This window comes from Xanthomonas bromi, from assembly GCF_900092025.1.
Taxonomy (GTDB): Bacteria; Pseudomonadota; Gammaproteobacteria; order Xanthomonadales; family Xanthomonadaceae; genus Xanthomonas; species Xanthomonas bromi.
The window spans coordinates 56,578-83,510 of record NZ_FLTX01000046.1 but is presented as its reverse complement, the minus strand read 5'-3'; the positions used below and the strand labels follow the sequence as shown (position 1 = coordinate 83,510).

Annotated in this window: 24 protein-coding genes, 1 tRNA gene and 2 pseudogenes; 16 read left to right on the top strand and 11 right to left on the bottom strand. The window is 64.3% G+C overall.

Going from position 1 to position 26,933, the window contains the following annotated elements; genetic code table 11:
• Positions 1 to 184: 184 nt before the first annotated feature.
• The 3 genes from XBLMG947_RS15110 to cysS all read right to left on the bottom strand — a co-directional run bounded on the left by XBLMG947_RS15110 (position 185) and on the right by cysS (position 3,554).
• A complete protein-coding gene (locus XBLMG947_RS15110; protein WP_065469464.1) occupies positions 185 to 1,435 on the bottom strand; it encodes an MFS transporter in 1,251 nt (416 codons plus the stop codon).
• Positions 1,432 to 1,869 (bottom strand): SufE family protein, encoded by a 438-nt coding sequence (locus XBLMG947_RS15105; RefSeq protein ID WP_065469463.1) that lies wholly within the window; start codon positions 1,867 to 1,869, stop codon positions 1,432 to 1,434. The genes XBLMG947_RS15110 and XBLMG947_RS15105 overlap by 4 nt, the downstream gene beginning before the upstream one ends.
• A gap of 260 nt (positions 1,870 to 2,129) precedes the next feature.
• Positions 2,130 to 3,554 carry a cysteine--tRNA ligase gene (gene cysS, locus XBLMG947_RS15100; RefSeq protein ID WP_065469462.1) on the bottom strand — a complete coding sequence of 475 codons (1,425 nt, stop codon included), beginning with the start codon at positions 3,552 to 3,554 and terminating at the stop codon, positions 2,130 to 2,132.
• Between the two features lie 177 nt (positions 3,555 to 3,731).
• On the opposite strand from cysS, the gene XBLMG947_RS15095 reads away from it, so the two are divergent.
• The 12 genes from XBLMG947_RS15095 to XBLMG947_RS15040 all read left to right on the top strand — a co-directional run bounded on the left by XBLMG947_RS15095 (position 3,732) and on the right by XBLMG947_RS15040 (position 15,708).
• The gene (locus XBLMG947_RS15095; RefSeq protein ID WP_065469461.1) at positions 3,732 to 4,226 is read left to right on the top strand and encodes a hypothetical protein; all 495 of its coding nucleotides are present in this window, start codon (positions 3,732 to 3,734) and stop codon (positions 4,224 to 4,226) included.
• Positions 4,227 to 4,538: 312 nt separating this feature from the next.
• The gene (locus tag XBLMG947_RS15090; RefSeq protein ID WP_065469460.1) at positions 4,539 to 5,570 is read left to right on the top strand and encodes an N-acetylornithine carbamoyltransferase; all 1,032 of its coding nucleotides are present in this window, start codon (positions 4,539 to 4,541) and stop codon (positions 5,568 to 5,570) included.
• Positions 5,571 to 5,621: 51 nt separating this feature from the next.
• Positions 5,622 to 6,860, top strand: a complete 1,239-nt coding sequence (locus XBLMG947_RS15085) for an argininosuccinate synthase (RefSeq protein WP_425479290.1) — start codon at positions 5,622 to 5,624, stop codon at positions 6,858 to 6,860.
• A 229-nt stretch (positions 6,861 to 7,089) separates the two neighbouring features.
• Positions 7,090 to 8,190 carry an acetylornithine deacetylase gene (locus tag XBLMG947_RS15080; RefSeq protein ID WP_065469459.1) on the top strand — a complete coding sequence of 367 codons (1,101 nt, stop codon included), beginning with the start codon at positions 7,090 to 7,092 and terminating at the stop codon, positions 8,188 to 8,190.
• 45 nt (positions 8,191 to 8,235) lie between these two features.
• On the top strand, positions 8,236 to 9,579 hold the full coding sequence (locus XBLMG947_RS15075; protein WP_065469458.1) for an acetylglutamate kinase: 1,344 nt from the start codon (positions 8,236 to 8,238) through the stop codon (positions 9,577 to 9,579).
• 5 nt (positions 9,580 to 9,584) lie between these two features.
• Positions 9,585 to 10,193, top strand: a complete 609-nt coding sequence (locus XBLMG947_RS15070) for a GNAT family N-acetyltransferase (RefSeq protein WP_065469457.1) — start codon at positions 9,585 to 9,587, stop codon at positions 10,191 to 10,193.
• Positions 10,190 to 11,140 carry an N-acetyl-gamma-glutamyl-phosphate reductase gene (gene argC, locus XBLMG947_RS15065; protein ID WP_065469456.1) on the top strand — a complete coding sequence of 317 codons (951 nt, stop codon included), beginning with the start codon at positions 10,190 to 10,192 and terminating at the stop codon, positions 11,138 to 11,140. Before XBLMG947_RS15070 ends, argC begins: the two co-directional genes overlap by 4 nt.
• A 75-nt stretch (positions 11,141 to 11,215) precedes the next feature.
• A complete protein-coding gene (locus XBLMG947_RS15060) occupies positions 11,216 to 12,511 on the top strand; it encodes an argininosuccinate lyase (RefSeq protein ID WP_065469455.1) in 1,296 nt (431 codons plus the stop codon).
• A complete protein-coding gene (locus XBLMG947_RS15055; RefSeq protein ID WP_065469454.1) occupies positions 12,511 to 12,876 on the top strand; it encodes a cupin domain-containing protein in 366 nt (121 codons plus the stop codon). The genes XBLMG947_RS15060 and XBLMG947_RS15055 overlap by 1 nt, the downstream gene beginning before the upstream one ends.
• Positions 12,876 to 13,136 carry a YciI family protein gene (locus XBLMG947_RS15050; RefSeq protein ID WP_065469453.1) on the top strand — a complete coding sequence of 87 codons (261 nt, stop codon included), beginning with the start codon at positions 12,876 to 12,878 and terminating at the stop codon, positions 13,134 to 13,136. Before XBLMG947_RS15055 ends, XBLMG947_RS15050 begins: the two co-directional genes overlap by 1 nt.
• A gap of 13 nt (positions 13,137 to 13,149) precedes the next feature.
• Positions 13,150 to 14,304, top strand: coding sequence for a glutamate 5-kinase (gene proB / locus XBLMG947_RS15045; protein WP_065469452.1), 1,155 nt, complete (start codon positions 13,150 to 13,152; stop codon positions 14,302 to 14,304).
• Between the two features lie 159 nt (positions 14,305 to 14,463).
• The gene (locus tag XBLMG947_RS15040) at positions 14,464 to 15,708 is read left to right on the top strand and encodes a glutamate-5-semialdehyde dehydrogenase (protein WP_065469451.1); all 1,245 of its coding nucleotides are present in this window, start codon (positions 14,464 to 14,466) and stop codon (positions 15,706 to 15,708) included.
• Positions 15,709 to 15,901: 193 nt separating this feature from the next.
• On the opposite strand, the gene XBLMG947_RS15035 is transcribed toward XBLMG947_RS15040, so the two are convergent.
• Positions 15,902 to 16,429 carry a hypothetical protein gene (locus tag XBLMG947_RS15035; RefSeq protein WP_245228209.1) on the bottom strand — a complete coding sequence of 176 codons (528 nt, stop codon included), beginning with the start codon at positions 16,427 to 16,429 and terminating at the stop codon, positions 15,902 to 15,904.
• A gap of 563 nt (positions 16,430 to 16,992) precedes the next feature.
• Here XBLMG947_RS15035 and XBLMG947_RS15030 point away from each other — a divergent pair.
• Positions 16,993 to 18,906, top strand: coding sequence for a CocE/NonD family hydrolase (locus XBLMG947_RS15030; protein WP_065469449.1), 1,914 nt, complete (start codon positions 16,993 to 16,995; stop codon positions 18,904 to 18,906).
• Here XBLMG947_RS15030 and XBLMG947_RS15025 read toward each other — a convergent pair.
• The 3 genes from XBLMG947_RS15025 to XBLMG947_RS21735 all read right to left on the bottom strand — a co-directional run bounded on the left by XBLMG947_RS15025 (position 18,887) and on the right by XBLMG947_RS21735 (position 20,465).
• Complete coding sequence (locus XBLMG947_RS15025) at positions 18,887 to 20,113, bottom strand: CynX/NimT family MFS transporter (protein ID WP_065469448.1); 1,227 nt, start codon at positions 20,111 to 20,113, stop codon at positions 18,887 to 18,889. The two genes, XBLMG947_RS15030 and XBLMG947_RS15025, sit on opposite strands and share 20 nt — an antisense overlap.
• A 123-nt stretch (positions 20,114 to 20,236) precedes the next feature.
• Positions 20,237 to 20,313, bottom strand: a tRNA-Pro gene (locus XBLMG947_RS15020).
• A 59-nt stretch (positions 20,314 to 20,372) separates the two neighbouring features.
• A complete protein-coding gene (locus XBLMG947_RS21735; protein WP_245228210.1) occupies positions 20,373 to 20,465 on the bottom strand; it encodes a cytochrome bd-I oxidase subunit CydX in 93 nt (30 codons plus the stop codon).
• Between XBLMG947_RS21735 and XBLMG947_RS23720 the strand changes: the two genes are divergently transcribed.
• Entirely contained in the window at positions 20,425 to 20,589 is a 165-nt protein-coding gene (locus tag XBLMG947_RS23720) for a hypothetical protein (RefSeq protein WP_245228207.1), read from the top strand. The genes XBLMG947_RS21735 and XBLMG947_RS23720 overlap by 41 nt on opposite strands.
• A 1-nt stretch (position 20,590) precedes the next feature.
• Here XBLMG947_RS23720 and XBLMG947_RS23715 read toward each other — a convergent pair.
• Positions 20,591 to 21,064: pseudogene (locus XBLMG947_RS23715) on the bottom strand (cytochrome ubiquinol oxidase subunit I); the annotation flags it as partial.
• Between the two features lie 65 nt (positions 21,065 to 21,129).
• A pseudogene (locus XBLMG947_RS24135) lies at positions 21,130 to 21,291 on the bottom strand (cytochrome ubiquinol oxidase subunit I); the annotation flags it as partial.
• 106 nt (positions 21,292 to 21,397) lie between these two features.
• Between XBLMG947_RS24135 and cydD the strand changes: the two are divergent.
• Positions 21,398 to 23,131, top strand: a complete 1,734-nt coding sequence (gene cydD, locus XBLMG947_RS15005) for a thiol reductant ABC exporter subunit CydD (RefSeq protein WP_065469446.1) — start codon at positions 21,398 to 21,400, stop codon at positions 23,129 to 23,131.
• The gene (gene cydC / locus XBLMG947_RS15000; protein WP_065469445.1) at positions 23,128 to 24,813 is read left to right on the top strand and encodes a thiol reductant ABC exporter subunit CydC; all 1,686 of its coding nucleotides are present in this window, start codon (positions 23,128 to 23,130) and stop codon (positions 24,811 to 24,813) included. Before cydD ends, cydC begins: the two co-directional genes overlap by 4 nt.
• Positions 24,814 to 24,885: 72 nt before the next feature.
• Here cydC and XBLMG947_RS14995 read toward each other — a convergent pair whose 3' ends face one another.
• Together XBLMG947_RS14995 and metX are read right to left on the bottom strand one after the other, a co-directional pair.
• Positions 24,886 to 25,500, bottom strand: coding sequence for a DUF1294 domain-containing protein (locus XBLMG947_RS14995; RefSeq protein WP_065469444.1), 615 nt, complete (start codon positions 25,498 to 25,500; stop codon positions 24,886 to 24,888).
• A 151-nt stretch (positions 25,501 to 25,651) separates the two neighbouring features.
• Positions 25,652 to 26,848 carry a homoserine O-acetyltransferase MetX gene (gene metX, locus XBLMG947_RS14990; protein ID WP_065469443.1) on the bottom strand — a complete coding sequence of 399 codons (1,197 nt, stop codon included), beginning with the start codon at positions 26,846 to 26,848 and terminating at the stop codon, positions 25,652 to 25,654.
• Between the last annotated feature and the right edge of the window lie 85 nt (positions 26,849 to 26,933).

The following is a 26,933-nucleotide window of genomic DNA, read 5'->3' as shown; positions in this document are numbered from 1 at the left end:
CGCCACGTGCGGGGTTTTTTTATGCTCGTCTGATCTGTTGCGCCAGCGTATGGGCGGTTCGCGCGCAGTGGCGTGACGCCGGCGTGCGCAGCTGCAATACAGCCACGTGGCCGCTGCCCGCCGTACGAAAAGCCATGATACGGCACCGGCGCAGTCGGCACGGGCCATCACGCGGTCACGCAGTTCACTGCAAATCGCGCAGATCCAGCGTGCGCAGGCGCGGCGCCTTCCAGGCGGTGGTGGCGACCACGCCCAGGGTGACGCAGCCGCCGATCACCACCGCCGGCACCAAGCCGAGCAGGCGTGCCATCACGCCGTCGTAGAACGCGCCCAGCTCGTTGGACGAGCCGATGAAAATGCCGCTGATGGAAGAGACCCGGCCGCGCATGGCGTCGGGTGTGGCCAACTGCAGGATGGTCTGACGCACCACCACCGAGACGCCGTCGCACATGCCGTACACCAGCAGGATCGCGGCCGACAGCCAGAAGTGGCGCGACAGTCCAAAGGCGATGGTGCATAGCCCGAAGCCGGCGACCGAGAGCAGCAGGACGCGCCCGGCATTGCGCTGCAGCGGGTGCCGCGCCAGCCACACGCCGACCATGATCGAGCCCAGCGCCGGCGCCCCGCGCAGGATGCCCAGACCTTCCGGGCCGTAGTGCAGGATGTCGTGGATGAAGGCCGGCAGCATCGACACCGCGCCGCCGAGCAGCACTGAAAACATGTCCAGCGCCATCGCGCTCAGCATGATCTGGTTGGACAGCACGAACTGCGCGCCTTCGGCGATGCTGCGCAAGATCGGCGCACGCGGGCCGTCGTTGATGGGTTCTTCCACGCGCAACAGCGCCAACGCCAGGATCGCCAGCATCGCCACACTGGCGGCCACGCCGTACGCCAGTCCCTTGCCGCCCCAGCCGACCAGCACGCCGCCCAGCGCCGGGCCGATCACCATGCCGGCCTGGAAGGTGACGCTGCCGATGCTGGCGCCGCGCGCGAATGCCTCGCGCGGCAGCGCGCGTGCGAACAAGGCGTTGTAGACCGGCGACAGGAACGAGCGCGCCGCGCCGGTCAGCGCGATGGCGGCATAGATCGGCCATACGCCTTTCACCGGCAGCCAGCCTTGCGTGATCGCCCACAACAGCAGCGAGGTGGCGGCCAGGCCCAGCGCCGTGACCATGCCAAGCTGACGGCGTGGCAGATGATCGACCAGGTAGCCGGCAAACGGGGCGATGCAGAAGAACGGCAGGATTTCGGCCAGGCCGATCAGCCCGAGCGAAAGCGGATTGCCGGTGATTTCGTAGATATGCCAGCCGACCGTCACCGCAACGATCTGGTAAGACAGCATCGCCGCCACACGGTACAACAGCACCAGGCCGAAGCCCGGATGGGCGAGCAGCGTGCGCAGCGAATCAGTGGGCGAGGGTGTCGGCGTGTTCACTGCTGCGCGCGCGCGGTGTCGCGGATGAAGGCCAGCATCGCGGCCACGCCGTTGCTGCGGGTCGGCGACAGATGTTTGGCCAGGCCGATCCCGGCGATGTAGTCCGGCTCCGTCGCCAGGATCTCTTGCGCACTACGCCCGGAGTACACGCGCAGCGCGAGATAGATCAGCCCGGAGACAATGGCCGAATCGCTGACGGCATGGAAATCCAGCCGCTCGGCATTGCCTTCGGGCACGATCCAGACCATCGACTGGCAGCCATGCAGGCGGTGTTCTTCGGTCTTCCACTGCTCGGGGAAGGTAGGCAACTTGCGGCCCAGGTCGATCAGGTACTGGTAGCGCTCGGACCAATCGCCAAAAAAGGAGAATTCTTCGGCAATGGCGGCCTGCGCGTCGGTGGCGGTCGGCTCTAGCGGGAAGGGGGAGATGGTCATCTGACATCCAGGATCAATTCGGTGATAGCCCCTTCCCCACAGGAGAGAAGGCACGGTAGTCGCGCGACTGGCACGCGGGCCGGGGCGTGAAGCGGGGATTTGGGTGGACGGGCGAGGCCGTCAGGCAACGGCGCAAGGCGTGTGGTTCCCGAATGATGCGCGTACGGCGCGTCGTCGGGCGTCAAGCCGTGCTGCACAGGTGTTCCGCGTCCCTCATCCACCGCTTCGGGGCACCTTCTCCCATGTGGGAGAAGGACACATCAGCTGCGCTTCCAGCGCACGCCCTGCGGCGTGTCTTCCAGCACGATACCCTCGTCGGCGAGTTGCTTGCGGATGGCATCGGCACGGGCGAAATCCTTGGCTTTTTTCGCCGCGCTGCGTTCTTCCACCAATGCGGTGATGCGCGCGTCGTCGCTGGCGTCGGTGCCGCGCGAGAACCATGCCGCCGGGTCCTGTTGCAGCAAACCCAATGCCATGCCGGCGCCCAGCAACTTCGCGTGCACCGCATGCAGTTCGGTCATGCGCGCTGAGGGTTCGCCGCTGTGCAGCAGTTCGCTGCGCAACGCGCGCGCTTCCGACGCGATGCTTGCGATGACGGACAAGGCGAGCGGTGTATTGAGGTCGTCATCCAGAGCGGACTCCACTTCGGCAGGAATCGTCTTCGATCTCTCGACGTCGCTGCCGCCTTCGGTTTCCAATGCGGCCAGATCCCGCAGCGTGCCGTACAACCGGTCCAGCGTGTTCTTGGCCTGCTCGATCAGGCCATCCGACCAATCCAGCGGTTGGCGGTAGTGCGCGCTCAACAGCGCGTAGCGCAGCGCTTCGGGCGGGTGCCTGGCGATCAGCTCGTGCACGGTTTCGATATTGCCCAGCGACTTGCTCATCTTCGCGCCGCTGAAATTGAGCATGCCGTTGTGCAGCCAGACGCGTGCGAAGGTGGCGCCGCCGTGCGCGCACTCGCTTTGCGCAATCTCGTTTTCGTGATGCGGGAACTGCAGATCCACGCCGCCGGCATGGATGTCGATGGTGGGGCCAAGATGCGCCGCGGCCATCGCCGAGCATTCGATATGCCACCCCGGGCGGCCGCGACCCCAGGGCGAGTCCCAGCCAGGCAGCTCGTCGCTGGAGGGCTTCCACAGCACGAAGTCGCCGGGGTCACGCTTGTATGGCGCCACGTCCACACGCGCGCCGGCCAGCATTTCGTCCGGGTCGCGCCGTGAGAGCTTGCCGTAGCCGTCGAAACTGGATACCGAAAACAGCACGTGGCCTTCTGCGGCGTAGGCATGCCCGTTGGCGATCAGCTGCTCGATCATCGCCACGATCTGCGGGATATGCGCGGTGGCCTCCGGTTCGATATCCGGCGGCACCACACCGAGCGCCGCCATGTCCTGGCGGTAGATCGCGGCGAAGCGGTCGGTGATCGTCGAAATCGGCACGCCCTGCGCTTGCGCGGCAGCGTTGATCTTGTCGTCCACGTCGGTGATGTTGCGCGCGTAGCGCAGCGCGCCGTAGCGACGGCGCAGCAACGCGGCCAGCACATCGAAGACCACCGGGCCGCGGGCGTTGCCGATATGCGCGTAGTTATAGACGGTGGGACCGCAGACATACAGGGTAGGGCTGGACGGATCGAGCGGCACGAACGGCTCGACCCGCCGCGTCAGGTTGTTGTGCAGGCGCAGGCTCATCGGCATCCGAAAAATGGCAATCGCGCGATTCTAGCCCGTTGCGGCGCGTCGGCGAATTGTCAGCAGGACAACATCGACCGGATGGGCTGCGTTCAGCCCATGCGGGCGCAAGCTCCATACACTTACGTACTGCTTGGCTGCGCCTTCCTGGTACTGATGCGACCTTCCCCGTTCTTGATGCTGCTGTGCATGTTTGCCTGGCAAGCAGTCCCGGCACATGCGGCAGAGTCCGATCCCAAGAACCGGGTGGTGGTGATCGAGAACGTGAAACTGGATTACGCGCAGGTGCTCAACGTCGAACCGGTCTACCAGACGCTGCGCGCCAACCGGATCGAAGAACAATGCGAAGCCGAACAGGCGGCACAGTCTGCCGCCGCTGCGGCCGAGGACGAGGGGCGGATCAATCGCGTGGTGGACTCGGTCAGGGAGATGTTCTCGCGTCGGCCCGAGCCGGCCACGCCGGCGGCAGTGCCGCCCACCAGCACGCGGCGCAACTGCAAGGTCGTGGAAGTGCCGCGTGAGTTCCGCCGGCCGATCGCCTTCGACGTGGACTACGTCTACAAGGGCACCAAATACCGCTCGCGGTTGCCGGAAGATCCGGGTAACCGGCTGCGGATCCGGGTCTCGGTGACTCCATACATTCCCGACGCCAGCGTCGCGCCGCCGCGCTGACACGCATGGCGGTTGCGCCTTACGCGTATGCGTGCGAGGATTCGCGCCCTATGCAAGCAAACGCCTTTCAGCACGACACCAGCGCCGCCCGGATGGCGTCCGGCATGACCTCGCGTGCCCGCCGACCGGAATCCCACATTTTCGCTGGGTAAGCCGGGGCGTTTTGCTGTTCCGACGTTGAAGACCCAGCCCACAGGCTGGGTTTTTTCGTTTAGGCATCACAAAAGTTTCAACCGCAAGAAACGCGCATGTCGCGCATCCCGTCGCTCCTGACGGACCACGCAGCAGAAGCACGCAGCAAAGGATCGATCGATGTCACTGAAGCACTTCTTGAACACCCAGGACTGGAGTCGCGCCGAACTGGACGCGCTGTTGACCCAGGCCGCGTTGTTCAAACGCAACAAGCTGGGAAGCGAGCTGAAGGGCAAGTCGATCGCGCTGGTGTTCTTCAACCCGTCCATGCGCACCCGCACCAGTTTCGAGCTGGGCGCGTTTCAGCTGGGTGGGCATGCGGTGGTGCTGCAGCCAGGCAAGGATGCGTGGCCGATCGAGTTCAACCTGGGCACGGTGATGGATGGCGACACCGAAGAGCACATCGCTGAAGTGGCGCGCGTGCTCGGCCGCTATGTCGACCTGATCGGCGTGCGCGCGTTTCCAAAGTTCGTCGACTGGTCCAAGGACCGCGAAGACCAGGTGCTCAGGAGCTTCGCCAAGTATTCGCCGGTGCCGGTGATCAACATGGAAACGATCACCCACCCATGCCAGGAGCTAGCGCATGCGCTGGCGCTGCAGGAACACTTCGGCACGCCGGATTTGCGCGGCAAGAAGTATGTGCTGACCTGGACCTATCACCCCAAGCCGCTCAACACCGCGGTGGCGAACTCGGCGCTGACCATCGCCACGCGCATGGGCATGGACGTGACCTTGTTGTGCCCGACGCCGGACTACATCCTCGATCAGCGCTACATGGACTGGGCCGCGCAGAACGTGGCCGAAAGCGGCGGCTCGCTGCAGGTGAGCCACGACATCGACAGCGCCTACGCCGGCGCCGATGTCGTGTACGCCAAGAGCTGGGGCGCGTTGCCGTTCTTCGGCAACTGGGAACCGGAAAAGCCGATCCGCGATCAGCACCAGCATTTCATCGTCGACGAACGCAAGATGGCGTTGACCAACAACGGCGTGTTTTCGCATTGCCTGCCGCTGCGTCGCAACGTCAAGGCCACCGATGCGGTGATGGATTCGCCCAACTGCATCGCCATCCACGAGGCCGAAAATCGCCTGCATGTGCAGAAGGCGATTATGGCTGCGCTTGCTTCGCAAGCGGGAATCGGCAATCGGGAATAGAGAATCGCAACAGCAACACCCTTCGCCCCCACATTTACGTACCAAGGAACAATGATGAGCGCCGCTTCCGCCATTCCCGATTCCCAATTCCCGATTCCCGGCACCAAAGATATCGTTCTCGCTTTTTCCGGTGGCCTGGACACCAGTTTCTGCATTCCGTATCTGCAGGAGCGCGGTTACGCGGTGCACACCGTGTTCGCCGACACCGGTGGTGTGGATGCCGAAGAGCGCGAGTTCATCGAGAAGCGTGCCGCCGAGCTCGGTGCGGCCAGCCATGTCACCGTCGATGGTGGCCCGGCGATCTGGGAAGGGTTCGTCAAGCCGTTCGTGTGGGCGGGCGAGGGCTACCAGGGCCAGTACCCGCTGCTGGTGTCGGACCGTTATCTGATCGTCGATGCCGCGCTCAAGCGCGCCGAAGAACTGGGCACGCGCATCATCGCGCACGGTTGCACCGGCATGGGCAACGATCAGGTGCGTTTCGACCTGGCGGTGAAGGCGCTGGGCGATTACCAGATCGTCGCGCCGATCCGCGAAATTCAGAAAGAACACACCCAGACCCGCGCCTACGAGCAGAAGTATCTGGAAGTGCGCGGCTTCGGCGTGCGCGCCAAGCAGCAGGCCTACACCATCAACGAGAACCTGCTGGGCCTGACCATGTCCGGCGGCGAAATCGACCGCTGGGAAGCGCCGGGCGAGGGTGCGCGCGGCTGGTGCGCGCCGCGCAGCGCGTGGCCGAGCGAAGCGCTGACGGTGACCTTGAAGTTCGTCGAAGGCGAAGCGGTGGCACTGGACGGCAAGCCGCTGCCGGGCGCCAAGATCCTGGCCAAGCTCAACACCTTGTTCGCGCAGTACGGCGTGGGCCGTGGCGTGTACACCGGCGACACCGTGATCGGCTTGAAGGGCCGCATCGTGTTCGAAGCGCCTGGACTGATTTCGCTGCTGACCGCACATCGTGCGTTGGAAGATGCCGTGCTGACCAAGCAGCAGAACCGCTTCAAGCCTGACGTGGCGCGCAAGTGGGTGGAGCTGGTGTACGAAGGCTTCTATCACGACCCGCTCAAGACCGATCTCGAGGCGTTCCTGAAGTCCTCGCAATCCAAGGTCAACGGCGAAGTCACGCTGGAAACCCGCGGCGGCCGCGTCGATGCGGTGGCCGTGCGTTCGCCGCACCTGCTCAACACCAAGGGCGCGACCTATGCGCAGTCGGCGGATTGGGGCGTGGAAGAGGCCGAAGGCTTCATCAAGCTGTTCGGCATGAGCTCCACGCTGTATGCCCAGGTGAATCGCTGAGGATCTAAAGCCCCTCTCCCAGCGGGAAAGGGGTTGGGGTGAGGGTACGAGCGAAGCCTCGTGCAGTTCAACAGTCGGGAGCTTCGCCCGCACCCTCATCCGCACCTTCGGGGCACCTTCTCTCGGAGGGAGAAGGGTTGGCTTCGATGTGATTTATGAGTCGTTTGCGTACCTCGGTGCTTTGCACGTTTTCATCCAGCTGCTGCTTCGGACCCTTGATCGAACTGACATGACCGATCTCCTCGCATCCACCCTCACGCACCTGGAAACGCTGGTGTCCTTCGACACCCGCAATCCGCCGCGTGCGATCGCTGCCGAAGGCGGCATCTTCGCTTATCTGCGCGCGCAGCTGCCGGGATTTCAGGTCGAGGTGATCGACCATGGCGCCGGGGCGGTGAGCTTGTACGCAGTGCGCGGTACGCCGAAATACCTGTTCAATGTGCATCTGGATACCGTGCCGGATTCGCCGCACTGGAGTGCCAAGCCGCACGTGATGCGGCGCACCGAAGATCGCGTGATCGGGCTGGGTGTCTGCGACATCAAGGGCGCTGCGGCGGCGCTGGTGGCCGCGGCCAATGGCGGTGACGGCGATGCGGCGTTTCTGTTTTCCTCCGACGAAGAAGCCAACGATCCGCGCTGTATTGCGGCGTTTCTGGCGCGTGGATTGCCGTATGAAGCGGTGTTGGTCGCCGAGCCGACCATGAGCGAAGCAGTGCTGGCGCATCGTGGCATCAGCTCGGTGCTGATGCGCTTTGCCGGGCGTGCCGGGCATGCCTCGGGCAAGCAGGACCCTTCAGCAAGCGCCTTGCATCAGGCGATGCGCTGGGGCGGCAAGGCGCTGGATCATGTCGAGTCGCTGGCGCATGCACGCTTCGGCGGTTTGACTGGCTTGCGCTTCAACATCGGCCGTGTCGAGGGTGGCATCAAGGCCAACATGATCGCGCCGGCGGCGGAAGTGCGCTTCGGCTTTCGTCCGTTGCCGTCGATGGACGTGGACGGCTTGCTGGCCACCTTTGCCGGCTTTGCCGATCCTGCGGCAGCGCATTTCGAAGAAACCTTTCGCGGGCCGAGCCTGCCGTCGGGCGACATCGCGCGTGCGGAAGAACGCCGTCTGGCCGCACGCGATGTCGCCGACGCGCTGGACCTGCCGATCGGCAACGCAGTGGACTTCTGGACCGAGGCCTCGTTGTTTTCGGCTGGCGGCTACACCGCGCTGGTGTATGGTCCTGGCGATATCGCCCAGGCGCATACCGCCGATGAGTTCGTGACGCTGGAACAACTGCAGCGTTATGCCGAATCGGTGCATCGCATCATCGACGGCTCGCACTAAACCGACCCTTGCGCCTGGCGCTTCCTTCCTCCTTCGATCACGGCAATGTCCCTCCCAGCACAGCCCCACAAACAGACCCGCCAGACCATCGTGCGCCTGCTTTCGAGCATGGCCAGCGCGAAGGAAATCAGCCAGTACCTCAAGCGGTTTTCGCAGCTCGACGCCAAACGCTTCGCGGTGGTCAAGGTCGGCGGCGCGGTGTTGCGCGACGATCTGGAAGCGCTGACGTCGTCGCTGTCGTTTCTGCAGGAAGTGGGCTTGACCCCGATCGTGCTGCATGGCGCTGGCCCGCAGCTGGATGCGGAGCTGTCTGCAGCCGGCATCGAAAAGCAGACCGTCAACGGCTTGCGCGTGACCTCGCCGGAAGCATTGGCAATCGTGCGCAAGGTGTTCCAGGCCTCCAACCTCAAGCTGGTGGAAGCGCTGCAGCAGAACGGTGCGCGCGCCACTTCCATCACCGGTGGCGTGTTCGAGGCCGAGTATCTGGACCGCGACACCTATGGTTTGGTCGGTGAGGTCAAGGCGGTGAATCTGGCGCCGATCGAAGCCAGCCTGCAGGCCGGTTCGATTCCAGTGATCACCAGCCTGGGCGAAACCCCGAGCGGGCAGATCCTCAACGTCAATGCAGATTTTGCCGCCAACGAGCTGGTGCAGGAACTGCAGCCGTACAAGATCATTTTCCTGACCGGCACCGGCGGTCTGCTGGATGCCGATGGCAAGTTGATCGATTCGATCAACCTGTCCACCGAGTTCGATCATCTGATGCAGCAGCCATGGATCAACGGCGGCATGCGGGTGAAGATCGAGCAGATCAAGGACTTGCTCGACCGTCTGCCGCTGGAATCGTCGGTGTCGATCACCCGGCCGGCGGATCTGGCCAAGGAACTGTTCACCCACAAGGGGTCGGGCACGCTGGTGCGGCGCGGCGAGCGCGTGCTGCGCGCAACCGCATGGGACGAACTGGATCTGCCACGGCTCACATCGCTGATCGAATCCAGCTTCGGCCGCACCCTGGTGCCGGACTATTTCAGCAACACCAGACTGCTGCGCGCGTATGTCAGCGAAAACTATCGCGCGGCGGTCATCCTCACCGACGAAGGCCAGTTCGGTGCGGGCAGGCTGACGTATCTGGACAAGTTCGCCGTGCTCGACGACGCGCAGGGCGAAGGCCTTGGCCGGGCGGTGTGGAATGTGATGCGCGAAGAGACCCCGCAACTGTTCTGGCGCTCGCGTCACAACAATCAGGTCAATATCTTCTACTACGCCGAATCCGACGGCTGCATCAAGCAGGAGAAGTGGAAAGTGTTCTGGTACGGGCTGGAAAATTTCGAGCAGATCCAGCATTGCGTTGCGCACTGCGCGACGCGTCAGCCGACCTTGCTGGGCTGACTGCGATGACCGCCGCCTTGCCACCGCTTTGGCGCGAACTGCCCACCTTGCGTGGACAGCATGCGACGCTGCAACCGTTGCAGGCGGAACATGCCGATGGATTGCGTGATGCAGTGGGCGACGGTGCAGTGTCGCGGCTGTGGTACACCAGCGTGCCTGCGCCGGAACAGGTCGACGCGTATCTCGCTGCAGCCTTGGCCGCCTGCGCCGATGGCGCGGCGTTGCCGTTCGTGGTGCGCGATGCGGCCGGCGAGATCGTCGGCTGCACGCGCTATTACGCGCTCGACACGGCAGTGCCCAGGCTGTCGATCGGCTACACCTGGTACGCACCGCGCGTGCAGCGCAGCGGTGTCAATACCGAAGCCAAGCTGATGCTGCTGCAGCACGCTTTCGAAACGTTGGGCTGTTTGAGCGTGGTGTTCGAGACCAGTTGGTTCAACCACACCTCGCGCACGGCGATCACCCGGCTGGGCGCAAAACAGGACGGCGTGCTGCGCAATCACACCCGCCACGCCGACGGGACGCCACGCGACACCGTGGTGTTCTCCATCATCGATACGGAATGGGCTGGGGTGAAACGCCACCTGCAGTTCCGCCTGGAAGCAAACGCATGACTGTTCAAACAACAACCATCGGCATTGTCGGCGCCCGCGGCCATACCGGCTCGGAATTGATCAAGTTGGTGGCGGCGCATCCGCACCTGCAGTTGAGCTTCGTGTCCTCGCGCGAGTTGGCTGGGCAGCGCGTGGCCGAGCACAACGATGCCTATCAGGGAGAGTTGCGGTACGAGAGCCTGGATGCCGACGCAGTCGCCGCCAAGGCTGCCGAGGTGGTGATCCTGGCGCTGCCAAACGGCAAGGCAGCGCCGTTCGTCGCTGCGCTCGACGCCGCGAAACCGCAGACATGGGTGATCGATCTTTCGGCCGATTATCGCTTCGATCCGGCCTGGTATTACGGCTTGCCGGAACTGACGCGCGGCAACTACGCCGGGCGGCGACGCATCAGCAACCCGGGCTGCTATGCCACCGCGATGCAGCTGACCATCGCGCCCTTACTCGACCAGTTGGCCGGCCCGCCGCAGTGTTTCGGCGTGTCCGGGTATTCGGGTGCGGGCACCACGCCCTCGGACAAGAACAACCCCGAGCTGCTGGCCGACAACCTGATGCCGTATGCGCTGACCAACCACATGCACGAGCGCGAGGTCGCTGCGCAGCTGGGCGTGCCGGTGGAGTTCATGCCGCATGTGGCGCCGCATTTCCGCGGCATCACCATGACTGTCAACATGTGGCTGCAGCAGCCGCTGACGCGCGAGCAGATCCAGACGCGCTATGCACAGCGTTATGCCGACGAGTCGTTGATCGAGATCGTCGATGAAGCGCCCTGGGTGAGTCGCATCGCCGGCAAGCACGGTGTGCAGATCGGCGGTGTGACGCTGGCGCCGGGCAATAAGCGCGTGGTGGTGGTGGCGACGCTGGACAACCTGCTCAAGGGTGCGGCGACGCAGGCGATGCAGAACCTCAACCTGGCGCTGGGCTGGGACGAGCTGACCGCCATTGGTTGAGTCGATGCCCTCGCAAGAGCCTGCGCATCCATGTGCGGGCTTCAAACCGGACAATCCATTTCGAGACGCTTTCCGATGACCAACCTGTTGTGGCAAAAACCCGGCGTTGCTGTCGACGCCAAGATCCAGAGTTTCCTGGCCGGCGACGATGTGATCCTGGACCGCGAGTTCTTCCTGTACGACATCGCCGCCAGCAAGGCGCACGCGCAGGGACTGCAGCACATCGGCATTCTGTCGCTGCAGGAGCTGGATGGCTTGAGCGAACAACTCGATCTGTTGGCAGCGGATTTTCGCAGCGGCGCATTCGTGCTCGATGAGCAATACGAAGACTGTCACTCCGCCATCGAAGCGCGATTGACCCAGCGTCTGGGCGATGCCGGCCGCAAGATCCACACCGGCCGTAGCCGCAACGATCAGATTCTGGTCGCCACGCGCTTGTGGTTGAAGGACAAACTGCAGCGGGTGGCCACGCTCAGCGCGGAGATTGCCAAGGTCGCCCTGGATCGCGCGCAGGCCGAGGCCGAGCTGCCGGTGCCCGGTTACACGCACATCCAACGGGCGGTCGTATCGTCGGCCGGCATGTGGTGGGCAGGGTGGGCGGAAGCCTTCATCGACAACGCGGTGCGCGCCACCGACACATTGCAACTGGTGGACAGCAACCCGCTCGGCACCGCCGCCGGGTACGGGGTCAATCTGCCGCTGGATCGCACCCATACCACCGCCGAACTGGGGTTTGCACGCTTGCAGGTGTCGCCGATCTACGCCCAGCTCTCGCGCGGCAAATACGAACTGGCCGCACTCGAAGCGCTGGGCAGCGCCACGCTGGATCTGCGCCGCATCGCCTGGGACCTGTCGTTGTTCACCAGCGGCGAATTCGCCTTCGTCGCGTTGCCGGCGCAGTACACCACCGGCAGCTCGATCATGCCGAACAAGCGCAACCCGGACGTGATCGAGCTGATGCGTGCAACGCACGCCAGCGTGGCAGCGGCGCGCACCGAGATCGAACAGCTGCTGTCGCTGCCGTCGGGCTATCACCGCGATCTGCAGAGCAGCAAGGGTGCGATCGTGCACGGCTTCGGCCGCGGACTTGCAGCGCTGGAACTGCTGCCGGCCTTGCTGGCCAATCTGGAATGGCGCCCGGACAAGCTGCGCGCCGCCATCGATTCGGGCATGTATGCCACCGATGTGGCGGTGGAAGCCGCCGTGGCCGGCGTCCCGTTCCGCGATGCCTACAAGGCGGCTGCCGAAGCGTCGGACACTGCGGGGCAGGGGCGCACGCCGGAAGGCAGTCTGGCTGCACGCGTCTCGCCCGGTGCCGCAGCCGACCTGCAACTGGACGTGTTGCGAGCCCGCTGGGAGGGAGTGCGCTGATGGCCGTCATCAGCACCGACACTGCAGAACACTACACCTGGGGCGAAGCCTGCGACGGCTGGCACCTGTTGCGCGATCCCAATCTCAGCGTGCTCGAAGAGCACATGCCCCCGGGTGCGTCAGAACTACGCCATCGGCACAGCCGTGCACGGCACTTCTTGTATGTGCTGGCCGGCGAGGTGATGCTCAAGCTGGATGGCGTACACCATGTGTTGCGAGTCGGGCAGAGTTTGCACGTGCCGCCGGGCTCCACGCATCAAGTGCACAACCTCTCGGACGTGGAAGCGCGCTTTCTGGTGATTTCCGCACCGCACGGTCGTGCCGAACGCACGCCTGCGACGGTGCGCAACAAGGATGCAGGTTGATGAAGACACGTTATTTGGTGCTCGCGCTGCGCAAGCCGGATTTTCCTGCCGATGTGGTGCAGCCGCATCTTGAGTTTCTCGACGCGCTGCGCGCCGCCGGGCAGCTCGAATTGACCGGTGGTTTCAGCGATCGCAGCGGGGGCGCATATGTGCTGGTCAATGTTGCCAGTCTGGAAGACGCGCAGCAGATCGTTGCGCGCGACCCGCTGGTGTTGCGCGATGCCTCTGCACTGAGCGTGTATGAGTGGAACACGCACTGAGCATGCTGCCGCCATGAGCACCGCTGCCAGCGCGTTGTCGCCCTTTACCGAGCAGGCGCTGCCGCCGTGGCGCCGCGCCGTGCTCAAGGTCGGCAGCAGCCTGCTCGCCGCCGATGGCGGTGGCCTGTCGCCACGCTTTGCATTGGGGCTGGCGCAGTTCGTCTCGGCCAACCTGGCGGCGGGACGCGAGCTGGTGATTGTGTCGTCGGGTGCGGTGGCGGCTGGACGCGCCATCCTGCCGAAAGCGGTCGATGTCGGTGCACCGATCGCGGCACGCCAAGCATTGGCCGCGTTGGGTCAGGCGCAGTTGATCGCGCTGTGGCAGCGCTTTTTCGAACGCCCGGTGGCGCAGGTGTTGCTCACCCATGACGACCTGCGCAACCGTCGCCGCTATCTCAATGCGCGCGCCACATTGGGCGAGTTGTTGCGGCTGGGCGCATTGCCGGTGGTCAACGAAAACGACACCGTCTCGGTAGACGAGTTGAAGTTGGGCGATAACGACAATCTGGCCGCGATCGTGGCTGCTCTGGTCGATGCCGATGCCTTGTTCATCGCAACCGATATCGACGGCTTGTACAGCGCCGACCCACGCAGCAATCCGCTGGCGCAGCCGCTCGACCATGTGCCCGAGCTTACGCCGGAGGTGCTGGCGATGGCTGGCGGCAGCGGCAGCAGTGTGGGCACCGGCGGCATGCGCACCAAGCTGGAAGCCGCTGCAAAAGCCGGTGCGGCCGGTATCGAAACCTATCTGTTCAACGGTCGCAGCGGCGAGGTGGTGCGCGCCTTGGCGCAGGACCGCCTGCGCGGCACACGCATCCATGCCGCACGCACGCGCATCGCCGCACGCAAATACTGGCTGCGGCACGCACCGGTGGAGGCGGGCGCGATCCTGGTCGATGCCGGCGCCGCAATGGCGCTGAGCGACAAGGGCGCCTCGCTGTTGCCAGGCGGTGTGGCCGGCGCCGAAGGCGATTTCCGTCGCGGCGACATGGTGGAGATCCGCTTGCGCAATGACGATGGCGAACGTTGTCTGGCGCGCGGCGTCAGCCAATATTCGGCAGTGGATATCCGTCGCATCGCACGTCACCATTCGCGCGAAATCGAGAACGTGCTCGGCTACAGTTACGGCGAGAATGTGGTGCATCGCGATGATTTGGTGCTTTTGTAGCGGGGATTCGAGATTTGGGATTGGGGATTCGCAACAGCATGTGCACCGCGCTTCTCGAACGTTGCCTCTTTGTCCCAATCACTGGTCTCCGGCGTTGAAAAAACGGTATTGCCCGCTCTTGCCAATCCCCAATCCCGACTCCCAAATCCAGGCTCCCCAATGACCATCAAAACGCTCGCACTACAATGCCGTGATGCCGCTCAGGTGGTGTCGCAACTGTCTGCACAGGCCAAGCGTACGCTGCTGGAGGCGATGGCCGCAGCGCTGGAAACCGATGCCGCGGCGATCCTGGTCGCGAACGCGCGCGATCTGGAAGCGGCGCGCGCGAAGGGAACCGGCACGGCCATGCTCGATCGGCTGGCGCTGGACGACAAGCGCCTGGCCGGCATCGCTGCCGCACTGCGCGATGTGGCGCAGTTACCCGACCCGGTGGGCCAGATCACCCGCGACGATGTCCGGCCCAACGGGATTCGCGTGCAGAAGGTACGCGTGCCGCTGGGCGTGATCGCGATGATCTACGAAGCGCGTCCCAATGTGACCGCCGATGCGGCGGCGTTGTGCATCAAGGCCGGCAATGGGGTGATCCTGCGTGGCGGCTCGGAAGCGATCCATTCCAATACCGCCATTGCGCGCGCGCTAAAGCGCGCCTTGCGCGAGGCCAATGTGCCGGAAGCCGCACTGACCCTGGTCGAGGATCTGCGCCGCGACACCATGCTGGAATTGCTGCAGCTCAGCGATATCGTCGATCTGGCGATTCCACGCGGTGGCGAAGGTTTGATCCGGTTCGTCGCCGAGCACGCGCGCGTTCCGGTGATCAAGCACTACAAGGGTGTGTGCCATCTATTTGTGGATGCCTCGGCCGATGTCGAGCTGGCGCTGCGTCTTTTGATCGATGGCAAGGCGACGCGGCCGTCGGCGTGCAATTCGCTGGAGACCTTGTTGGTGCACACCGACATCGCCGAGCGCTTTCTTCCGCGCGCCGCGCAGGCCTTGCGCGAACGCAAGGTGGAGCTGCGTGGCGATGCGGCAACCCGCGCGGTGCTGCCCGAGATCGCGCCCGCCAGCGACGACGACTACGCCGCCGAATTTCTCGATCTGATCCTGGCCATGCGCGTGGTGCCGGATCTGGACACGGCGCTGACGCATATCCGCCAGTACGGCTCGGACCACACCGAAGTCATCGCCACGCAGGACGCCGACAATGCCGAGCGGTTCGTGCAGTCGCTACGCTCGGCCGTGGTGATGGTGAATGCCTCCTCGCGGTTTTCCGATGGCGGCGAACTGGGCCTGGGCGCGGAGATCGGCATCTCCACCACGCGCCTGCATTCCTACGGCCCGATGGGCCTGGAAGCGCTGACCGTGGAGCGCTTCGTGGTGCGCGGTGAAGGCCAGGTGCGGCACTGATATACACCTCGTGCCGACCAAACTTATTTGTGACGGCACCCTCGGCGACCCTCCCGGGTAACGCAAGCCACGATATGCGTGCGTACCAACGCTATGCCGCTGTAGAGGCTAGCGACTTTTTTGCTTGTAGCGGGTAAGGGCACCGCATCCGTATGTCGTATTCTCAGTCGTTCTTGGAGGTAGTGGGGGGGAATCAATAAGCGATCTTTTTTCCGCGCAGCACTGCGTCAATCCAGTTGCGGTCTGTGGGTGCGGTAAAACCGCTCGCGGTATATGCAATCTGCTTGCCGTCGCGCTCCCATTTGTGCATTTTCTCGACGAACTGGTGTGGGTAGTCATTGGCGCGACAAGCGATATTGCACCACGGGTCGCAGATATAGATTTCCGAATCCCATTGCGTCATGTCCGCGGGCAATTCACCTGAAGGGGCACCGATCATGGCGACGCCGTGGCTTTGGCCGAAATGGCCCGTCCTTGCGGCATGGCCGCGGTCTTGCAGGAAGTACATTGCGAGCCGAGACAATTCTTCGCAGTTGTGTGCTCTTCCGCTCATTGCCACGCCGATGACATCCTCGTCCTCGTATTGCTGATTACGCATCCTGACGATTTCTTCCTGTGCGTCCATCAGTCGGAACACTTCATCATCTCCGCGACTGAGCCGCATCTTGTTTCCCGATTTCAAATTGGGTGTGTAGTAATTTCTACGTACCTCCAGCAACACTTTGCTAACCGCATCTTACATAGGAGATGTGGCGCTCTGGCGGGGAGACGTGCAAGATGCACAAGGGCGGCTGCGATTCAGGTCACGCAAACCGCTCAACTGGGCGCCGGGCTGGTTGATGTTTCCCGCGCCCTGCGAGTTGCTGCCCGTGTGTTGTGAGGTGGCTTGGGCGTCGCCGGTGTAGGTAATTCTTTCCGAATGCCCCCGGTTGACTGATCCACAAAGACCCATGATTTATCTCTTCAATCACTGGATGTTGACGATATGTTGTGAGTGGATGCACGTCGAGGCAACATTAAAGACGAAGCGATCACTGGATAGGCGAATCGTTTTCGTCTATGCCGAATCAGTTTCTAGACGAACGTCGGTCCCGGCGCGCAGTCTGATCGAGAAGGCGCATTGATGAAATAATGCGCCAGCGTGGGCCGACCGTGCGCCCCGTCCGACGGTCGCCCTGTGGACAATCGCACGAGCTGAAGGTGCCACCCACGACCTTTGACACTCCCCCGGCAGCCTGCCACCTGCCTACAGTCGACGATTGCCCCTGTCCTTCCGGAGTCGTCATGCGCCGCCTTGTCACCTGTGTGCTCGCCACCGCCATTGCCGCCGCTACCGGCAGCGCCTGCGCGCAAACCTCGCCGATGACGCCGGACATCACCGGCAAGCCGTTCGTGGCTGCCGATGCCAGCAACGACTACATCAAGCGCGAGGTGATGATCCCGATGCGCGACGGGGTCAAGCTGCACACGGTGATCGTGCTGCCCAAGGGCGCGAAGCACGCGCCGATCGTGCTCACGCGCACGCCTTACGATGCCAGTGGCCGCACCGAGCGGCTGGCCTCGCCGCATATGAAAGACCTGCTGTCTGCCGGCGACGACGTCTTCGTGGAAGGCGGCTACATCCGCGTGTTCCAGGACGTGCGCGGCAAGTACGGTTCCGAAGGCGATTACGTGATGACGCGCCCGCTGCGTGGCGCGCTCAATCCCAGCGAGGTCGACCATGCCACCGATGCCTGGGACACCATCGATTGGCTGGTGAAGAACGTCAAGGAATCCAACGGCAAGGTCGGCATGATCGGCTCGTCCTACGAAGGGTTCACCGTGGTGATGGCGCTGATCAACCCGCATCCGGCGTTGAAAGTGGCGGTGCCGGAAAGCCCGATGATCGACGGCTGGATGGGCGACGACTGGTTCAATTACGGTGCGTTTCGCCAGGTCAACTTCGACTACTTCACCAGCCAGCTCAGCAAGCGCGGCAGGGGCACCGGCATCCCGCGTCAGGGATATGATGATTACAGCAATTTCCTGCGGGCCGGCTCGGCCGGCGACTTCGCCAAGGCCGCGGGGCTGGAGCAGTTGCCGTGGTGGCACAAGCTCACCGAACACGCCGCTTACGATGCGTTCTGGCAGGAGCAAGCGCTGGACAAGGTGATGGCGCGTACGCCGTTGAAGGTGCCCACGATGTGGCTGCAAGGCCTGTGGGATCAGGAAGACATGTGGGGCGCGATCCATAGTTACGCGGCGATGGAGCCGCGCGACAAGAGCAATACGCTCAACTACCTGGTGATGGGCCCGTGGCGCCATAGTCAGGTGAACTACGACGGCAGCACGTTGGGTGCGCTGAGCTTCGACGGCGATACCGCACGCCAGTTTCGGCATGACGTGCTGCGTCCGTTCTTCGACCAGTACCTGGTCGATGGCGCGCCGAAGGCAGACACGCCGCCGGTCTTCATCTACAACACCGGCGAGAACCACTGGGACCGCCTGAAAGCGTGGCCGCGCAGTTGCGCCGAGGGCTGCGCGTCGACCAGCAAACCGCTGTATCTGCAGGCCGGCGGCAAGCTGTCGTTCCAGCAGCCGGTGGCCGGGCAGGCGGGGTTTGAAGAGTACGTGTCCGACCCGGCCAAGCCGGTGCCGTTCGTGCCGCGCCCGGTGGATTTTACCGACCGCGCGATGTGGACCACCTGGCTGGTGCACGACCAGCGCTTTGTCGATGGACGCCCGGATGTGCTGACCTTCGTGACCGAGCCGCTGACCGAGCCACTGCAGATCGCCGGCGCCCCGGAAGTGCATCTGCATGCCTCCACCAGCGGCAGCGACAGCGATTGGGTGGTGAAGCTAATCGACGTGTACCCGGACGAGATGGCGTCGGACCCGAAGATGGGCGGTTACGAGTTGCCGGTGTCGTTGGCGATCTTCCGCGGCCGCTACCGCGAGAGTTTCAGCACGCCCAAGCCATTGGCGTCCAATCAGCCGCTGGCCTTCCGGTTCGGCTTGCCGACCGCCAACCACACCTTCCAGCCGGGCCACCGGGTGATGGTGCAGGTGCAGTCCAGCCTGTTTCCGCTGTACGACCGCAATCCGCAGACCTACGTGCCCAATGTCTTCTTCGCCAAGCCCGGCGATTATCAGAAGGCCACGCAGCGGGTGTATGTGTCTCCCGAGCAGCCCAGCTACATCAGTCTGCCGGTACGTTGAGGGCGCGGGCGCCGCGTGTCGGCGGCGCCCAGACGTCTTCCAGCAACTGCGGGCGGCAGGCCACCCAGGCGGCGGCCAGCTGCACCAGCAGGCAGATCACCAGGAACACGAACGGAGAGGTCCAGCCGCCGTTGTGCGCGTGCAGCCAGCCGAACAGGAACGGCCCCAGGCAGCTCACCGCATAGCCGACGCCTTGCGAGAAACCGGACAATGCCGCCGAACCGGCCGCAGTGCGGCTGCGCTGATTGACCAACACCAGCGCCAGCGGAAACGCGCTTGGCCCCAGGCCGAGCAAGGTCACCCACAGGATCGGTGCGGCCAGCGGCGCCCACCACAGCCCCGCGAACGCCACCAGGTGGCAGGCTGCGCACAACAGCACGATCGGGAACGGGTTACGCATGCGCACTGCCAGCGCCGGCATGGTCAGCGCACCGACCATGCCCAACGCGGCGAACAACGCCAGCATGGTGCCGCCGAATGCTGGCGAGGCGCCGGCTTCGCGCAGCAGCGTCGGCAGCCAGGTGAACATCGAATAGGTGATCAGCGAGGTCATGCCGAAGGTCACCGCCATGCTCCAACCCAGCGCGGTACGTGCGACGCGGCCTTCGGCTTCGGGCGTCGGCGTGACCGGCGCCGGGCCGGTCACGCGGATGCGGCGGTGGTTGGCGTGCACCAGCGCCCAGGCCACCGATGCCAGCAGGGCCGGCAGCACCCACACCACCATCGAACTGCGCCAGCCCAGTGCATCGGCTACCGGCACTGCCAGCAGCGCCGGCAGCAACGTGCCCACCTGCAGCACGGTGATGTACAGCGTGCTGACGCGGCCCACGCGATCGCCGAAGTAACGCTTCACCAGCGGCGGCAGCACCACGTTGCCCATGCCCATGCCGGCCAACGCCGCCAGCGAGCCGATCAGCAGGCCAGCGGTGCCCGGTAGCAGCGGACGCAACACCAATCCAAGCGTGGCCAGCGCCATCGACAACAGGGCAACGCGCAGCAAGCCGAAACGGCGCAGCAACGCGGGCGTCGCCACGCCGGTGAGTGCGAATGCGGCGGTCGGCAACATGCCGAACGCCCCCATGGTCGGCGCGCCGAAGGCGTACTCGTCGGCAATGCGTTCCAGCAGCGGCGTCAACGACGTCACCGCGGTGCGCAAGTTGAAGGCGGAGAGCAGAATTGCGGCCAGCACCAGGCTGCGACCACGCAACTGGGCGGACGAAGAAGGCGCGGCAGTGACAACAGACATGACAGACCATCCGCGCCGCGCACATGCATGCAACGACGCCTGAAAACACAAAACCGGCACGAGGCCGGTTTTGTGTTTTTAAACTGGTCGGGGAGACAGGATTCGAACCTGCGACCTCTACGTCCCGAACGTAGCGCTCTACCAGACTGAGCTACACCCCGAAGGAGCCGCGTATGTTACATATGCAAGGAGGAATCGGCAAGCATCTTGTGAAATTATTTTACTGGCGCGGTTCGCCACGCTCGGGCTCGTGGGCTCCGCACCAGATACCGTTGAGCACGGCGGCCGATGCTGCCAGCCCGGTGCCCAGGATCCATGCGAACTACCGCATGGGTCTGCTGCTTGAATCGTTGAACAAGATGATGGTGGAGCGATGCGGCGAGTTCAACGCAGGCAATGCCGCCGCCGCGCTCAGTAGGTGTTGGGATTGGCCGTGACCTACTCGTCGTCAGTGATCTCGTCTTGCATGGCGAAGGGCGGTGCGCTGGGCCGTGTTGGTAGAAACAACACATCCGGGCCTTTGTTGATGGTCTTCAGCAGTAACTTGATCGCGATCATCAGCAGCGTGGTGTACAGCGCGGCGAAACTCACCAGCTTTATCAGGATGTCTTACAGATCCAGGCCCGAAGCGGCGTAGAACGTCGGCAACACGCCTTCTACCGCCTACGGCTGGCGGCCGGATTCGGCCATGCACCAACCGCATTCGATCGCGATCCATGGCAACGTCCACAATCCCAGCGCCAGGAACCAGCGTTTTTCCTGGACCTTGTGCTTGCACGCAAATCAGCAAGCGGCGGCGAAGAACACGATGAGATAGCTACCGATAGCGGCCATGATGCGGCAGCTCCAGAGCACCGGCAGCACGCGCGGCACGGTGTCCATGGCGGCCTGGGCGATCTGCTCGGACGTGGCAGGTAAAACGCACTGATCGACATCACGAACACCGCGCCGAGCGCGTAGCCGACGACGTTGACGCTCTCCATGATGCCCTGCAAGAACGACAGGCCCATGGTGAGCGGTGGAAAGATGAAGTGGCACATCGCGGTGGCTGCGAACTGCAGCCGCGATAGTTCGACACCTGTCGCGTCGATCAGGGCGGGTGGGCCTGGTCGAGGGTCGGTGAGGAACGTGGCGATCATCTGCGCTTGCCGCGCCATGCGCGTTGATCCAAAGCGATGCGGCCCTGAACAGGTGCGTCAGACTGTCCATCCCCGGCCGGAAGGTGGCGACTTACAATCGCGTGCAATGCGCAGTCTCCACAGGAGCGACATGAGCCAGCCCAGCGTGCAAGCCAGCCAAACGCCCGCTCAGCGCCGTCAACGCGGACAATGGCTGGATGCGCTCGCCGCACCGGCCAGGCCTGCGCGGCGACGTGCAGGCGTGGTTGTGGCGTTGTCGGGCGTGTTGCTGCTCGTGCAATCGGCTGCGATCGCATGGCTGATGCAGGCGGTAGTGGTGCAGCACCTGGGCGTGGTGCAGTTGCGCAACGTGGGTGCGGGCTTGTTGGTCGCGCTGCTCGGGCGCGCGATGCTCAACGCCTGGGCGCAATCGCTGACCGGTGAGGTGGCCGATGTGGCCAAGCGCGAACTGCGCGCGCGCATCGCGCGACGCGTGGTGCAGCACGGGCCATTGTGGCTGCGCCGGCAACGCAGTGGCGAACTAGGCGAACTGAGCCTGACGCACACCGACGCGCTGGAAGGATATTTCGTCGGTTACCAGCTCGCACGCACCGAAATGCTGCTGGTGCCGCCGCTGATCCTGATCGCGGTGTTTTCGGTCGATTGGGTGGTCGGGCTCGTGTTGCTGCTGACCGCGCCGCTGATTCCGTTCTTCATGATGCTGGTCGGGTGGGGAGTCGAAGCCGCAGGCCGCGAACAACTTGGCGAAATGGCGCGCATGGGCGGACACTTTGCAGATCGCCTCAAAGGCCTGGGATTGCTGCGCGTGTATGGTCGCGGCCGGGCCGAATTGCAGGGCATTGCCGCCGCCGCCGAGGGCGTGCGCGAGCGCTCGCTGAAAGTTCTGCGCATCGCGTTTTTATCGTCGACCGTCCTCGAATTCTTCGCCTCGGTAAGCGTGGCGATCGTGGCGTTGTACTTTGGCCTGAGTTATCTCGGCATGCTCGATCTGCACGGTGTGCCGTCGCTGGGTGCTGGCATGTTCTGCCTGCTGTTGGCACCGGAATTCTTCGCGCCGCTGCGGCGGCTGGCCGCGCACTACCACGACCGTGCGAATGCCTTGGCGGCAGTAGCCGAGGCCGAGCGCTTGCTGCAAGGTTTCGCGCCGCCTGTCGCGTACGCCGCTGCGCCGCCTGCGCGTGCCTTGGAACCGGCACAAGCCCATGCACCCTTGTTGCAAGCGCGTGGACTGGTGCTGCGTCCTCTTGGCGCGCCGCAGGTGGTGGTCGAAAATTTCGCGTTGACGCTGGAACCCGGACAGCGTGTCGCAGTGATCGGCGCCAGCGGCAGCGGCAAGAGTACGTTGCTGGAAGGATTGGCCGGTTGGCTCGCACCCGAGGCGGGCAGTGTGGCGGTACGCCCCGGTGCGCGCGTCGGCTATGCCACGCAGCGGCCCTATCTGTTTCACGGCAGCATTGCCGACAACCTGCGCCTGGCCGACCCGCAGGCCAGCGACGTGCGGCTGCATGCGGTGGCCGAGGCGGCACAGGTGCTGCGCTTTGCCGCGCACCTGCCGGCCGGCCTGGACACGGTGATCGGTGAGCGCGGATTCGGTCTGTCCGGTGGCGAAGCGCGCCGTGTCGCATTGGCGCGGTTGTTATTGCGCGAGCCGGACGTATTGCTGCTGGACGAGCCCACCGCCTTTCTCGACCCGGATACCGAAGCGGAATTGCTGCGCACGCTGGGCGTGTTCGCACGTGGCCGTGCGGTACTTCTGGCCACGCACAGTGCTGCGGTGATGGGTTGGGCCGATACGGCGATCGACCTGCGCGGCGCCACAGTGACCACCGAACTGCCATGAACCGCATCCAGCCCGATCGCTTGCGCGACATATTTCTCCGCCATGCCTGGCGTCTGCTGCTCTCCGCGCTGCTGATGCTGCTCACCATGCTTGCGGGTGTCGGCTTGCTGGGGCTGTCCGGCAGTTTCCTGACCGCAGCCGCGCTGGCAGGTGTGGCCGGCATGGGCACCGGCTTCAATTTCTTTTCGCCCTCGGCCGGCATTCGCGCCTTGACCTTTGCGCGCATCGCATCGCGCTACGGCGAAAAATTGATCGGCCACGATGCCACCCTGCGCATCGCCCGCGATCTGCGGGTGTGGTTCTTCCGCCGCGCCTTACCGTTGGCGCCAGGGCGATTGTCGGCGACCCGCACCGGCGATCTGCTGGCACGGCTGATGTCCGACATTGGCGAGGTCGATGGCCTCAGCGTGCGCGCATTGGCACCGCTGGCCGCGTTGCTTGGCATCTGGCTGGCCGGTATCGCTGCCGCCGCACTGATCTATCTGCCCGCTGCGTGCGTATTGCTGGTGCTCGGCGTGCTGATCGGTGGGCTGGTGCCGTGGCAGGTGGCACGCGGCGGCGCACAGCGCGAGCAGTTGCGTGCGCAGCAACGTACTGCCCTGCGCACGCAGGCGTTCGAAGGCTTGGAAGGTGCGGCCGATCTTGCTGCGGTCGATGCGCAAGGTGCCTGGCTGCAGCAGATCGACGCCGCGGCAGCGGCGGTGCTCGACAGCGATCGTATCCAGCGGCGCCGGCTGATCGCCGGCAACCTGCTGCATGCGCTCTGCGGTGGGGCGGGGCTGGCCGGCATGCTGTGGCTCGCACTCAGCGCTGCCCAACGCGGGCTGATCGCCGCCGAGCTGGCTGCAGGTCTGGTGTTCTTGACCATGGCGTTGCTGGAAGTCTGGGCCGGTGCCGGGCTGGCGTTGCAGTCGCTGCAAAGCGCGCGTGTTGCGGCCAAGCGCTTGCAGGCCATCGTCGATCAGGCGCCGTCGGTGCGCGATCCTGCACACGCAAGCGATGTGCCACGCACTGGCATCCTGCAATTGCAGCAGGTGTCGTTTACGTGGCCCGGTAGCGTGCGCCCGGTACTGCACGCTCTCGATCTGACCCTTGCGCCAGGCGAGCGCATCGCCATCAGCGGCGACAGCGGCAGCGGTAAAAGTACGCTGTCGGCGCTACTGCTACGGCTATGGGATCCGCAGGCCGGGCAGCTGAGCTACGCCGGCATCGACCTGCGCCATGTCGCGCAGGCGCAATGGCATCAGCGTATCGCCTGGCTGCCGCAGAACGCGCCAGTGTTTGCCGGTAGCGTGCGCGAGAATCTCCTCATCGGCGACGCCGCTGCCGACGATGTCACCCTGTGGCAGGTACTCGAACAGGTACGCTTGAGCGCATGGGCGAGCGCGCAAAACGGCCTGGACACCTGGGTCGGCGAAAACGGCGCCACGCTGTCTGCCGGTCAAGCGCGTCGCCTCGCCCTCGCACGCGCACTGCTGCGCAATGCGCCGATCCTGCTGCTCGACGAACCCACCGATGGCCTGGACGTGGACACAGGTCACGCGTTGCTGCTCGACCTGGCCGCCGCGCTCGGCGAACGCAGCCTGGTGATGATTACCCACGACGCGCTACCGCCTGGCGTGGTGCAGCGGCATTACCGGATGCGTAAGGGCAAGCTGGAACTGCTGCATCATCTTGCGTAGCCAACCTACGCGCTCATCGAAGAAGGGCGTGCGACGCCGAGGCTGATGGATTGTGTGCGCAGTCGATTGTCATCAAGCGAACAACGTCGGCAGCGATGCCATCACATCGGTCTTGGTTACTGCCAGCACCAATGCACAGACATTCAATGCGACCGTGATCCAGAACGTCATCTGAAATGCAGCCTTGCTGCATTTGTGACGGAAGATTTCCTGCGCCAGCAACGCACCTGGCCAGCCGCCGAGCAGAGCCAACAGGTGCAAGCTGGATTCGGGTGTGCGCCGTTGATTGCGTTGCGCGGCAGATTTGTCCATCGCGTAGATCAGCAGCGTGACCAGACTGGCAGCCGCGTACCAAAGCGGCACGATGACCGGTATCACGTGCATCAACGTGGCAGCCGCCAATGCCACTATCGACAACGCAGCCAGCGTCTTGCGCGGCAAGCCGCTGCGACGCTGCTCGGTTCTGATGGATGTGGTGCGGTCTGCCCAGCGCACTTGCGTGGCGTTCAAGCGCTTTTGCGCGTCGCGCGCGATCGCATAGGTGATGATCTCTCCATCGCGCGGGCGACGCGACTGCTGCGCAAATGCGCTGATATGCACGAATGCGCGGTCGCCGCCACCGTTGGGTGTGACGAAGCCGAAGCCTTTGTGATCATTCCAGTCGCTGAGACGTCCCTGGTAGCGCATTCGCATTCTTCTTATCAGGTGGTACGGGGTGCTGGAGCGGTCTGCACACTTACACATCATCGATTGCATCAGCCAGCAAAACAGGCGTGATCGTCCGCGTAAGCCGGGAGCAGTCGCTGATAGCAGCAGCGCAGAGTCGCGCCGAGCGAGCTCAATCGTTCTGCAGAAAATCGCGTATCGCCGGCCCGAACCGAGCAAAGTCGACCAGAAAGGCGTCATGGCCTTGCGGCGAATCCAGGGCGATGAACTGTGCATCCGCGCCGCCGGCGCGCAGGCCGTCGGCGATCTGTTCCTGCTGCTGCACCGGGAACAGGATGTCGGTGTTGGCACCGATCGCAAGCGCACGCGCAACGCGGATTCGCGCCAGACCGGCAAGCACGGTGTCGGTGGTCGACACGTCGGTCTGCGGCTTGGCGCAGGTGGGCAGGGCGCCTGCGTGGGCGTGGTCGATGCCGGTGGCCGGTGTGTCATCGACATAGTCGGCCAGGTCGAACCAGTCCATCGAGCGGCTCAGATACAGATAGCAGTTGGGATCGAAGAAGCGCACGAAGCGGCGCGCGTGGCCTTCCAGATAGCTTTCCACCTGGAATTCCAGGCCGAAAGGATCATCGGCCGCCTGCTCGGAATCCAGCCGCACGCGGCCGAAACGGCCGTCCCATTCCAGCGCCGAGCGATAGGTGATCACGCCGAGCTTGCGTGCCATGCGCATGCCCGATTCCGGGTAACGCGCATCGTCGTAGTGGCCGCCGTTCCAGTGCGGATCCAGCCGGATCGCCTCGCGCTGCAGCGAGCGAATGGCGATCGAAAACGGCAACGCCTGCGCGCTTCCGGAAATATTGATGTGGCTGCGTGCGATACCGGGATGGCGCAGCAGCAGCGCCAGCGCGGTCATGCCGCCCATCGAGTTGCCAATCAGGCAGGCCAGTTGCTCGATGCCCAGCGCGCGCACCACATCGGCAGCGGCATCGGCAACGTCTTCGATCGACAGGTCCGGAAATGTGAGGCGGTACAGCGCGCCGGTGGCCGGATTCACCGAGGCCGGTCCGGTCGAGCCTTTGCAACTGCCCAGCGAATTGACGCAGACAACGAACCAGCGTGCGGTATCGATCGGCTTGCCCGGCCCGACCATCGCTTCCCACCAGCCCGGCTCGGGATTGCCTTGATTTGCCGCAGCGTGCGCATTAGGCGACAGGCCGGTGACGATCAGGATCGCATTGCTGCGATCTGCGGCGAGCGTGCCCCAGGTCTCGTACGCCACACGTGCCTGATGCAACACGCCGCCGCGCTTCATGGGAAAAGGCGAGGGCAGTGCGTGGTACAGCGTGCCGGCGGGGATGAATTCGGTCATGTCGCAATTCTATCTGCCACGGCCTGCGCCCGGCGTGCAGGATCGAACGGGAGAGCCGGTTTGAGTGCTTGCGCTGTGTGATGCC